General features: G+C 55.3%; 10 protein-coding genes. 3 read left to right on the forward strand and 7 right to left on the reverse strand.

From position 1 onward, the window contains the following. The first annotated feature begins 69 nt into the window (after window positions 1–69). Together J4E05_RS13790 and J4E05_RS13795 are read left to right on the forward strand one after the other, a co-directional pair. Window positions 70–1,419, forward strand: a complete 1,350-nt coding sequence (locus J4E05_RS13790; protein ID WP_349596526.1) for an efflux RND transporter periplasmic adaptor subunit — start codon at window positions 70–72, stop codon at window positions 1,417–1,419. A 5-nt stretch (window positions 1,420–1,424) separates the two neighbouring features. Beyond that, window positions 1,425–3,641 (forward strand): site-2 protease family protein, encoded by a 2,217-nt coding sequence (locus J4E05_RS13795; RefSeq protein ID WP_349596529.1) that lies wholly within the window; start codon window positions 1,425–1,427, stop codon window positions 3,639–3,641. A gap of 141 nt (window positions 3,642–3,782) precedes the next feature. On the opposite strand, the gene J4E05_RS13800 is transcribed toward J4E05_RS13795, so the two are convergent. The 3 genes from J4E05_RS13800 to J4E05_RS13810 are packed head-to-tail and all read right to left on the reverse strand — an operon-like array spanning window position 3,783 to window position 6,242. After that, window positions 3,783–4,841, reverse strand: coding sequence for a 4-oxalomesaconate tautomerase (locus J4E05_RS13800; RefSeq protein ID WP_349596532.1), 1,059 nt, complete (start codon window positions 4,839–4,841; stop codon window positions 3,783–3,785). Beyond that, a complete protein-coding gene (locus tag J4E05_RS13805) occupies window positions 4,834–5,505 on the reverse strand; it encodes a 4-carboxy-4-hydroxy-2-oxoadipate aldolase/oxaloacetate decarboxylase (protein WP_349596534.1) in 672 nt (223 codons plus the stop codon). The genes J4E05_RS13800 and J4E05_RS13805 overlap by 8 nt, the downstream gene beginning before the upstream one ends. Further along, window positions 5,505–6,242: a PIG-L deacetylase family protein gene (locus J4E05_RS13810; protein ID WP_349596537.1), complete on the reverse strand. Its 738-nt coding sequence runs from the start codon at window positions 6,240–6,242 to the stop codon at window positions 5,505–5,507. Before J4E05_RS13810 ends, J4E05_RS13805 begins: the two co-directional genes overlap by 1 nt. Before the next feature lie 142 nt (window positions 6,243–6,384). Between J4E05_RS13810 and J4E05_RS13815 the strand changes: the two genes are divergently transcribed. Next, complete coding sequence (locus J4E05_RS13815) at window positions 6,385–7,605, forward strand: LysR family transcriptional regulator (RefSeq protein WP_085595025.1); 1,221 nt, start codon at window positions 6,385–6,387, stop codon at window positions 7,603–7,605. A gap of 81 nt (window positions 7,606–7,686) precedes the next feature. On the opposite strand, the gene J4E05_RS13820 is transcribed toward J4E05_RS13815, so the two are convergent. From J4E05_RS13820 to J4E05_RS13835, 4 genes are all read right to left on the reverse strand, one after another. Beyond that, the gene (locus J4E05_RS13820; protein WP_349596540.1) at window positions 7,687–8,577 is read right to left on the reverse strand and encodes an NAD(P)-dependent oxidoreductase; all 891 of its coding nucleotides are present in this window, start codon (window positions 8,575–8,577) and stop codon (window positions 7,687–7,689) included. A 111-nt stretch (window positions 8,578–8,688) separates the two neighbouring features. Further along, a complete protein-coding gene (locus J4E05_RS13825) occupies window positions 8,689–9,117 on the reverse strand; it encodes a tripartite tricarboxylate transporter TctB family protein (RefSeq protein WP_349596543.1) in 429 nt (142 codons plus the stop codon). 53 nt (window positions 9,118–9,170) lie between these two features. After that, a complete protein-coding gene (locus J4E05_RS13830) occupies window positions 9,171–10,136 on the reverse strand; it encodes a Bug family tripartite tricarboxylate transporter substrate binding protein (RefSeq protein WP_085595031.1) in 966 nt (321 codons plus the stop codon). A 26-nt stretch (window positions 10,137–10,162) separates the two neighbouring features. Beyond that, window positions 10,163–11,662 (reverse strand): tripartite tricarboxylate transporter permease, encoded by a 1,500-nt coding sequence (locus J4E05_RS13835; RefSeq protein ID WP_349596546.1) that lies wholly within the window; start codon window positions 11,660–11,662, stop codon window positions 10,163–10,165. Between the last annotated feature and the right edge of the window lie 172 nt (window positions 11,663–11,834).

Consider the following 11,834-nt stretch of genomic DNA (forward strand, 5'->3'; position numbering starts at 1 on the left):
TGACTTTGCATTTTCGGCGATATTTGGCCCGGAACTGTTTTTATCCATCAATACAGGCGACAACCCTTTATGGCGCAAGAAAACCTGATACGTGAGACCCCGTGGGCATTGTTGATGGGGATCGAACGATCAATCCGTCATGCCGCCGATTTGACGGCCTTTCGTTTTGCCGTTGTCAGCGAGCCGCGACGGCTGATCTCGTATCAGCAGGCGATACTGGTTTCAAAAACCGGGGCCAGCAAATATCGCGCCCTTTCCGTATCGAATGTGCCAACGCTGGATCGTAATGCGCCTTACATCCGGTTTTTAGAACGGCTGTTAAAAACTTTTGGCAGCAATGGCGAATTAAGCAAACCGGCAACATTGGAACCTGGCACATTACCGGAAAAATTGCAGAGTGAATGGCAGGAATTTTTGCCATCCTGTGTGTTCTGGCAGCCATTAAGAGCTCCGGATGGTACCGAAATTGGCGGGCTGATTTTAACGCGCACGGCACCCTGGCAGGAAGCGGAACTGGTGTTGCTTGATCAATTGGCAGATTCAATCGGGCACGCCTGGAGCTCGCTGTTGAAGCCGTCGGCGCGGTTGCGCAAATCGCGGCCGGGTTTAAGGAAATTTGCCGGTATTGGTGTCGGGATTGCCCTGTTGGCGGTGCTGGCCTTGCCCGTACATCAAAGTGTGATCGCCCCGGCCGATGTGATTGCCCATGACCCGGTGCCAGTTGCGGCACCAATTAACGGCGTTATTCGCGATATTAATGTGCGCCCGAACGCCGAGGTAAAGGCCGGCGATATTTTGTTTTCGTTTGAAGATGCCGAACTTCGCGCCAATTACGAAGTTGCGTTGCGATCGGTAGACGAAGCCGATGCCGAATTGCGCCGTGCCGCCCAGCAGGCATTTGGCGATGCCAAGGGACGGGCGGAGGTTGCCCTGCGCAAGGCGCGACTGGCCTTGCGTCAGGAACAGGCCCAATATGCCGGGTATCAGTTATCGCAGGTTGATGTGAAGGCTCCGGTAGACGGCATCGCCGTGTTTGGCGACCCAAATCGCTGGCGGGGGCGCCCGGTTGCAACGGGTGAACAGGTAATGTCGCTGGCCCGGCCCGATGAAGCTGACCTGGCAATTTACATTCCGGTTTCCGACGCGATCAATCTGGAACCCGGTGCGGATGTGCGCCTTTTTCTGGATGTGGATCCATTACATTCCATTCCGGCAACACTGGAACTTTCATCCTACCAGCCGGTGAAAACACCTGACGGGGTGCTGGCTTATCGAGCCGTTGCCAGCTTTGGGGAGGATAACCCGCCACCACGCATTGGCCTTAAAGGATCGGCCAAGTTGCTGGGGGATGAAGTGCCACTGGTGCTGTTTTTGTTGCGTCGGCCGCTTGTGGCGCTGCGCCAGAAAATCGGGATGTGACGGGCATGGCAACGGTGGCAGAAATGATGGGCCAGCAAGAGGATATTCCCTTGCCGCCGCTGCGCCAGGATTTACGCCTTTTGCCAGCCGAAAATGATGAATATGGCGCGCCCTGCTGGATTATTCATGACCCGGTGAGAAACCGTTATTTCCGCATTGGCTATGCCGCGTTTGAAATGCTGCGGCGCTGGTCGCTGGGGAAAGCATCGTTGCTGCTTGATCGTATCCGGCAGGAGACAGTGTTAACCCCGGATCAGGCGGATATTCGCAGCCTGATAACGTTTTTGCACGGTAGTGGCCTGTTGATGCGGGTTGGAGCCGAGGTTGTGGCAGAATTTTCGCGTATTGCCAATGCCGGGAAGCCCCCGTTCTGGAAATGGCTGATCCATAATTACCTGTTTGTGCGCGTACCGTTATTTCGACCGGACCGTTTTTTGGCGCAAACCCAGTGGCTGGCCGATTTTTTTGCATCAAACTTTGTTAAATGGCTGGTGCTGGCGATTGGCGTGATTGGCATTGTCATGACCATTCGCCAATGGGATGCCTTTTTGGCAACCTTTATGGGCTTTGCCAATTTCCAGGGTGTCGTCTGGATGGCGGTAACCCTGACGGCGGTTAAAATTTTGCATGAAATGGGCCATGCCTATACTGCACGACGATATGGCTGTCGGGTGCCGACCATGGGGGTGGCGTTTCTGGTCATGTACCCTGTTCTTTATACCGATACATCCGATGCCTGGCGGTTAACCAAACGCAGTGAAAAGCTGCGTGTGGCGGCGGCGGGCATTCGTGTGGAACTGATGCTGGCACTGGTGGCTACGTTTTTATGGCATGTGGTCCCATCCGGCCCTGCGCGCAGTGCCGTTTTTTTGATGGCGTCGGCAACCTGGATTACCACGCTTCTGATTAATCTAAGCCCGCTGATGCGGTTTGACGGGTATTATTTGCTGTCGGATTATTTACGCATTCCCAATTTGCAAAACCGGGCTTTTGCCATGACCAAATGGTCATTGCGGCAGTTTTTATTTGCCCTGAATGTGCCGCCGCCTGAACCGGCCAGTGCCCATCGCCGCCGTGTTTTGATTGCCTATTCGGTGGCGGTATGGATTTATCGTTTTTTCCTGTTTCTGGGCATTGCGCTGGTTGTTTATCACCTGTTTTTCAAGGTGTTGGGCATCGTATTGTTCGGGGTGGAAATTTTGTGGTTCATCCTGTTGCCGATCATCAATGAAATAAGGATGTGGTGGAAAATGCGGAACCACGCCCACTGGACTGTTCCCAATATTACCTTGCTGGTCCTTCTGATTGCCGGAATTGCAATTTTGGTGGTGCCGTGGCGGACAACCATTTCGGCCAGTGCCCAGTTACAGGCCGCCGGAGAGGCCGAAATTATCAGCCCAGGCAGCGGTGTTATTGAAGAAGTGCTGGTTAGGGAAGGTGACGAGGTTAAGGCCGGAGATGTATTGTTACGGATGCAGTCACCGGAATTGACCAGCAAACGCCGCAGCATGGCCCTGCAATTGCGTGAAGCCGAAATTACACTGGCGCAGGCGCGTAGCAGCAATGAATTTCAGGAAGATGTTGCAAGCCGAATGCAGGAAGTTTTACGGTTTCGCGCCAGTTTGTCGGCATTGGAAGCCCGTCAGGCACAGTTGGTGGTGCGCGCCCCGTTTGACGGGGTGGTACGCGATATCAACGATATCGTGCATCGACAAAGCTGGATCGGTAGCCGAAAAAACCTGATGCGTATTGTGGACCAGAACGGAACACACCGTTTGATCGGTTATGTATCGCAAGGCGATGTCATGCGCCTGCCGCCTACGGCCAGTGCCCGTTTTTACCCCGATCAAATCACCCGGCCTGTTCTTGACGTACAGATCGATCGGGTAGACCGGTTTAATTCCCCGACACTGGAGGCGCCGGCCCTTAGTTCAACCAATGGCGGGCCATTGGCGGCACGCCCTGATAACAATGGCGGGTTTGTCCCGGTTGATGCTGTGTACCGGGTATCGGGATATGTGGTGGCCCCGCCAGAAACGGCGTCAGAGACTGCAACGTCCGCCGATGTGCCGTTACGTGACAACAAAGTACAAGGCAACAAAGACGGCAAGCTGGAAACTATTTTACGGGGAACCCTGGAAATTGATGCCCCGGCCCGCAGCCTGGCCGTGCAAATGTATCAGGCGGTCGCGGCAGCCGTGATCCGGGAAATGTCGTTTTAGGGGTTGGTGCTACACATGATGCGTGCCCACACCGTAACCCAACACCAATCCCCTGCGTGCGATGTACAGGGGATTGGTGAATGTTGATTATCGGGCGGGCAATGAAGGCTTAACCGCCGGATTTCTAGTTGGCCCCGTGGATTAATCGATAAAGGCTTCCCCGTCAAACAGCTTGCGTGCCGTTCGCAAAATGCCAGCCCGGGTAACTGCGCCGGTATCATCAAGGTTCAGGATAACCCCCATTTGTCCGGTTGGATGTTCGACCGAAAGCGACAGATGTTGTCCCTTGGCGAAAGAGGCCACCATGCTGGCCGGGCTGTTTGGCAACAGGCAGGCCGTGGCGACACTGACCGCGCCCAAAACCCCGATAGAGGCATGGCAGCGATGGGGAATAAAGGTACGGGTGGAAATGGTCCCACCATTTGTGGCAGGCGAAACCATCGACATTTTGGGAACGGACGCACTGGTAACATCGCCCAAATTCATCATTGGTCCGGCTGCCAGGCGGATTTTTTCCAGTCGGGCGCGCAAGGCTTCGTTGGCTTCAAGCTCTGCCCGGGTTTCCTGGCCGGTAATGCCCAGATCAGATGCTGCCAGAACCACACAGGGCATACCGTTATCAATCAGGGTGACGGCAATGCCATCAATGATGTCGACAGAATTGCCCGTGGGCAGCAATGCCCCACAGCTTGACCCGGCAGTATCGGTAAACAGCAGGGGGATGCCTGCCGCTGTGCCCGGCACCCCGTCGATCCGGGCGGTGCCGTTATAATCGGGTTGGCCGTTTGGCGTTTGCACGGTGGCGATGGCGGTTTGGCCAGTATTTTCCATATAAATGGAGACGTCGGTTTCGCCGTTTTGCCCGGCAACAAGGCCGCGTTCGATGGCAAAGGGGCCAACCGCGGCCAGCATGTTGCCGCAATTTTGCTTGTCCGTGACAATGGCCTGATCCACAAATACCTGCAAAAACAGGTAATCAACATCGACACCGGGCCGGGTGGATTTTTTGACAATCGCAACCTTGGATGTCAGCGGGTCGGCCCCGCCCATGCCGTCGATCTGTCGTGGGTCGGGCGAGCCCATAACGCGCAGCAAAATGTCGTCCCGCGCGGCCGTATCGGTCGGCAGGTCATCGGCCAAAAAGTATCCGCCCTTTGACGTGCCGCCACGCATCCACATGCAGCGAATGGCCCTAGACATATTTTAACCCCTTGGCCGCCAGCTTTTCGCGCATGTCGTAAATATCAAGCCCAAGTTCCCCCTTCATCAGGCGGGCGCGGGTGCGGGCTTCCTTGTCTTCGCGGGCCAGCGATTTTTCCAGTGTTTCGGCTGTGTTTTCATGGGGAACAACGCAGACGCCGTCATCATCGGCAACAATCACGTCCCCCGGGTTGACGATGGCCCCGGCAATATTGATGGGCACATTGACCGAACCAATGGTTTCCTTGACGGTGCCTTGTGCCGAAACGGCCTTTGACCAAACCGGAAAGTCAATTTCGGTTAAATCGCGCACGTCGCGTACACCCGCTTCGATAATCAGGCCGCGCACCTTGCGAAACATCAAGGATCGCGCCAGCAATTCGCCGAAATAGCCGGTATCGCAGGGTGATGTCGGCGCAACCACCAGAATATCGCCTTCCTGGCATTGTTCGACCGCGACATGCAGCATCCAGTTATCGGCCGGGGCGATGGAAACTGTGACGGCGTTGCCAGCCACGCGTGCGCCGGGGTAAATCGGGCGCATATGCGATTGTAAAAGACCGGTGCGGCCCTGTGCCTCGTGAACCGTGGCAACACCGCATTTTCCCAAACCGTCGACAATTCCCAGATCGGTTCGCGCAATATTTTGTACAACTTTCCCCATCAGAGTTCATCCACTGTGCGCGGATAGACCGACTGGAAACCTTCGGCATATTTTGCCGCCCGGCCCCCGGCCTGTCCGCCAGAATTGCGCCGGAAATGATTGGCGCGGTTTTCGGCAACATTTTCATAATAATGCCAAAGGTGTTCCTGCCCTTCCATGCACTGGATGGCCGCCCATTTTTTGTCCCAAACATCGGTGATATCCAAAAACAGGTCGGGTTTCCATTCCATCTGTTCGGTCTGGTGGGGTTCAAACAGGTAAAGCTGTGGTGCGCCCAAAACTTTCTCGCCGGGGTTATGGCCCCAGGCCTGTGCGATCATGCGGCATTCAATGGCAACCCGGGTCGCAAGGGAATGATCGGTATTGTAATTATCGACAAAGCTGTGGCTCAGCATGAATTTGGGCTGAACTTTGCGGATGATATCGACCAGCTTGAATTTGGCATCGCGGCCCACTTCCAGTGGGTAGTCACCCAGATCCATAAATTCAATATCGTGTACGCCCAGTGCCCTGGCGGCATTTTCGGCTTCGCGCTTGCGTTCGGTTTTGACATGTTCAAGCGTGCAACCGTCTTTTTTCCACAGCTTGGCCGATTCTCCGCGTTCGCCATAGGACAGGCAAACCACGCTGACATTGTATCCCTTGGCCGCATGCAGGGCGATGGCACCCCCACAGCGCCAGACAAAGTCGGCGGAATGGGCACTGATAACCAGTGCGGTTGGCTTGGTGTCGCTCACGTTTCGAACTCCCTTTCGGATCTTTGATTTTGTGGGACAGACCCTATGCGCGATTGCCGGTTTGAGGAAATAGAACCCGTGACAATCGCTATAATTTTTTTCTATAGTCCGGTTGAAATGCGATAAGTGTGAAAGAAAATTTATGGACGTGGCGATCCCGAACCTTAAGCATTTGCGGGCCTGTGAGGCCGTTCTGCGAACCGGAAGTTTTAGTGCGGCGGCCAATGAAGTATTCATGTCGCAACCAGCGGTGACACAGGCGGTCGCAAAGCTGGAGATGGTTTTAGGCAGCGTTTTATTTGATCGCCGTCCCGAAGGGGTGTTTCCCACTGACATTGGCCGTTTGTTTGTTAACCGGGTGGGGCGGATGCAGCATTACCTGGCAACGGGGATGGCGGAAATCATGCGCAGCGCGCGCCGCCAGCATGGGCAAACGGCAAAATTGCATCATTTGGTAACCAGCGTGCAGTTGCGCGCCCTGGTTGCCATTGCCGAAGCGGGAAATTTCAGTTTGGCCGCGCGTTCGATTGGTATTTCGCAGCCGTCCTTGCATCGGGCCGCCCGTGATCTGGAACATTTATGTGCGGTGCCGCTATTTGAAAAAGCCAGTAGCGGCATTTTGCTGACCAAGCAGGCCGAAATTCTGGTGATGAACACCAAACTGGCCCTGATGGAGCTTGATCAGGCCTATGATGAAATTGAAGCATGGAAAGGGGGGCGCGGCGGGCGTGTCGCAATTGGCAGTATGCCGCTGGCGCGCAGTGCCATTTTGCCCGCTGCCGTAAATGATCTTTTGAGCCACGCCCCCGATACCCGGATTAGTATTATTGACGGGCCCTATCGTGAATTGCTGTTTGCCCTGCGCCATGGCGATATTGATATTTTAATTGGGGCGTTGCGTGACCCGGTGCCTGTTGATGACGTGATGCAGGAACGGTTGTTTGATGACCCGCTGGCGATTGTAGCACGGGTTAATCACCCGCTTATGACCAAGGACAACATTACTCTGGACGATTTGGCCGCCTGTGCATGGATTGTGCCGCGTCGCGGGGCACCGACCCGGGAATATTTTGAAACCATGTTTCCCGAAGGCGGACTTCGCCCGCAAAGTGTGATTGTGACCGGGTCGCTGGTTTTGATTCGCCGGTTATTGTCGACGAGCAACCAGTTAACCATTATTTCGCGCCATCAAATTGCACAGGAAGAAAAATATGGCGAGTTGCGGCGTTTGCCGCTGGCATTGTCAGACACTGAACGCCCGATTGGCCTTACCATGCGCAAGGGATGGTCACCAACAGCAATCCAGCGCGATTTTCTATCCCGTTTGACTGACATTGGCCGCCGCGCGAATGATATCTGGTAGCAGGATGCCGGTGTTATAACGCCCAAAAGGGCAGCGCTAAGGCCGCTGCCCTTTGATTGCCTGGCGTTGGCGGGTGTTAAATCAGTCTTGCAGCGCCTTCAGAATCATGTCGGCGCGGTCCTGGTATTCCAGTTCGCCTGCGTCAAGTTTCAGGTTACCAATGCGGCGTTGCCATTGAACGGTGGCTTTTGCCATTTCATTGGCAAGGCCCAGTTCATGTACGGTTAAGGCGACTTCTTCCATTTCGGCGGCCCGGCGAATGCCGTGGGTCATCGAACGTTCCAGCATATAACCGGCCTTGGCGGGGAAATCGAAACCGGGATAGGTTTTATCAAGCGATGCCAGAACAGCTTCTTCGACCCCGGCTTTGCGCCCGGCCAAAACACACTCGGCAAACAGGGCTTCCATCCCCTTCATCATGATAGAGCGGATCATTTTAATTGACGATCCTGCGCCAATGTCGCCCTGCACAATGGCCGGGGCCATATCAAGGTCGGCCAGATAGGCAAGGCCGGCTTCGGCATGGGGCCCGGAAAGCAAAAGCGGTGTCTTGTGCAGTTTCGGGTAAACCGGTGCCATGACGGCAACGTCGACATAACGCCCGCCTGCGGCTTCTATTTTTTCGGCATTGCGGCGTTTGGTGCCCGGCGCACAGGAATTGCAATCAAAGAAAAATGCCCCCTTGGGGAAAGACGCAGCAGCATTTTCGGCAACCAAAGCTGCCTGATCGGCGGTGACCAGCGAAAATACGGCACTGGTATCGGTCATGGCGACGGCGGCACTTACAGCACCAAGAACATTCAGTTTCTGATAGTCGGCATTTTTGGCATCACGAACGGTAACATCGGGGTCGTTTGTTTTGATATCAAATGCCTTGATGGTCGCCGGGCGATGTGTATCCCAGCCTTTGACAAAGGCCATTGCAGCCTCGCCAAACCCCAGAAAGGCAACGGCCTGTTGTTCGATTGTCATGGTAGCGTGTCCTTTTCGTGCAGGGGATACGGCGCCAGGCCGACAGGGTCCCCGGTCATTCGCGATATTTGTTTTATGGTCCGGAATATCAGGTGTGGGGCGGTTTTCTGTCTAGGGCAGGGGCAAGTCCAGCAACCAACTGAACCCGGCAAAACCGATCAGAAACATGCAGGCACCGGTGACCACTGCGGTGCGCCATGCCGGTATGCCATCAAGCAAAACCACACCGATGGCCGCAAACAACGACAGGGTCAGGGCCATGCCGATTAGCGGCGATACGATAGAAGCCAGCACCACCAAAGCAATGAAAGCGACCAGCTTTATCGGGATTGGTCCTTTGGTGCCGGGTTGTTTGCGCCACGACTGCAGCACATACAGAACGGCTAGCACCAGCCCGAAAATGGCAATGGCGACAGGTAGTTGTGCCGGTCCGACATCATCGGGCAGGGGGCTTTGCGGCAGGGCCAGTGCCAGATAAAGATAGATTGCGTTAAAGGCTAAAAAAACAATGGCAAGAAGGGGTTCGTAAAATCGGGTCATGGTTCGTACCAGTGTTGGCTGCGGCCCGAAGGCCGCAGCGCAGAACATAACAGTTATTTCTGGAAACCGGCGTCCTTGAGAAATTCGGACTGGGTTTTAAGCTGTTTTTCCGCCATCGACCGGAAATCGCCATCCTTGATCGACAGGTTTTCCTGCTTTTGCTGTTTCATGAAGGTTTTCCATTCGTCGCTGGCCTGAACCTTGTCCAGTGCGGCCTGAATGCTGGCAACAACGTCATCCGGTGTGCCAGCTTTGACCGAAACACCGCGCCAGACCATGTCGTCAAGGTCAATGCCCTGTTCCTTGAAGGTCGGAACATCGGGGAAATAGCTGGAGCGTTCTTCGGTGGAAATACCCAGAAGGCGAATATCGCCACTTTCAACCTGTGACAGGCCACTGGACGGGGTCATCATGGCGGCATCCAAATGATCCCCCATCAGGGCGAGGGCAACTTTACCCGAGGCGTCATAGGGGATCCATCCCGCCTTGAAGTCTTTGGCCGTCATGAACTGATACAGCATATACTGGTGGAATCCGCCGGTGCCATACCCGCCCACGCGCAGGCTTTCAGGGTCTTTTTTCATAGCATCGACAAAATCCTGTGCCGACTGCAAATTCGCATCCTTGCGCACGGCCAGTGCCGAGGGCTCGCCCTGCATGGCGCGCACAAAACGCAGATCGTCGAGTTTATAGGGCATCAGGTTGCGGGCGATGCTAAAGGTCAGGGTGCTGGTGTGAACCAGAATGTTATAACCATCGGCTGGCTGGTTTAGCACATAGGACATGCCGACAGATCCGCTACCGCCCGGACGGTTGACAACCTTGGTTTGCCAGCCCGCCTGTTCGTCCAGCAATTTGGACAATTCGCGGCCATAGGTATCAAGCGCGCCGCCTGCACCGGCCCATACCACCAGGTTTACCCGGTGTTCGGGAAAATCGGCAGCATGGGAAACGCCTGCCGTGCCAAGCAATGCACCAAAGACAGCGGTGGAGATGATTTTTGACAATTTCGAAGACATGGTCTCTTCCTCCCGGGATTTTTGTTTTAAGTGGTTTGGTTGGTCGCATTTGAGCGGCGCGATTTCAGCTTGCCCCAGATTGGCAGCAGCAAGCTCAGCACGCTTAGCACAAGGAACAGCAGGCTAAGCGGGGATGTCACGAAGATGGCGTAATCGCCGTGCGACGTAACAAGGGCGGTGCGGTAATTGGTTTCGATCAGGTATCCCAGCACCATCGACAGAATAATCGGCGCCATCGGGATTTTGAATTTTTTAAGGATGTAACCCAGAACGCCAAAAGCCAGCGTCATATAGACATCGAACATCAGGTTGCGCAGTGCAAAGGCACCCAGCATCGCCATGCAACCAATGCCCACTGCAATGACAGAATTGGACAGACGCAATACCCAGCCCCATACCGGCAACAGCAAAGATCCAACAAAAAACAGTGCGATTGATGTCATTGCCAGCCCCCACAAAACCGTGTTGACCAGGACAGGTTCGCTGGCAAACAGTTCAGGACCGGGGCGCAAGCCGTGCAAAATAAGTGCGCCGACGAGAACCGCCGTGGTTGGTGATCCGGGCACGCCAAGTGCCATAAGCGGGATCATTGCACCGCCGACTGTGGCGTTATTGGCTGATTCCGGTGCGGCAACACCGGCAGGTTCGCCCTTGCCAAAGCCGTCGGGGTTTTTTGACCGGCGACGGGAAAAATCGTAGGAAACCCAGCAGGCTATATTGCCGCCTACGCCAGGTAAAATACCCAAAAGCGTGCCGATCACGGAGCCCGAAACAATGGTGCTGCCCAGTTTGCGCCACTGTGTCAGGGACAGCAGGGCAAAACGAACCCGGGGTGTGATGCTATGGGTTTCGGACTTGCCGCCTTCGGCCAGACTAAAGGCTTCGGATACGGCAAACAGGCCGATCAATGCGGTCAGGAACGGGATGCCTTCAAACAGTTCGGGCACGCCAAAGGTAAAGCGCGGCACACCCGAAATGGGGTCAATGCCGATGGTGGCAATGGCAAGTCCAAAGGCCCCGGCCAGCAGCCCCTTGACCAGCGACCCGCTTGAAAGCGACGCAACCGAGGTGAGACCAAACAGACCGACCGAAAAATAAGCCGCCGGGCCAAATTCAAGCGCGACCGATGCCAGCGGCTTTGCCAGTACCAGCAAGGCAAACGCCCCGATCAGGCCGCCAACACAAGATGCATTAAGGGAAACGGCCAATGCCTCGTTGGCGCGGCCCTGACGGGTCATGGCGTAACCGTCTATTGCGGTTGCTGCGGCGGCCGCCGTGCCCGGCGTGGACAGCAAAATGGCACTGACCGATCCGCCATATTCTGCTGCCATATAAAGGGCAACCAGCAACAACATGCTAAGTTCGGGCGGCATGTTATAGGTAAAGGGGATCAGCAGGGTAATGCCGATGGACGGCCCCAGCCCCGGCAACGCACCCACCACGACGCCAACGGCTGTGCCGATAACAAGGCACGCAAGGCCGGAAAAACTGAAAATAACGGCAAACGCATCCATAATACTGCTCATGAATGGCTCCGGTGGTGCAGGTTGGCCCGGCGGGCGGCAAGGGGGGCAGACAAAACCTGTGGATGGGGCAAAAATAGGGGCGCGACCGCAGGCGCCGAAAAAATCATGCCTGTAACGGCGAATTCGGTCATTACCTTGTTCCTGATTGGCAACCGATACCTGCGCCTCTTAA

Origin of the sequence: Thalassospira sp. NFXS8, from assembly GCF_040148805.1 — a bacterium.
Lineage (GTDB): Bacteria > Pseudomonadota > Alphaproteobacteria > Rhodospirillales > Thalassospiraceae > Thalassospira.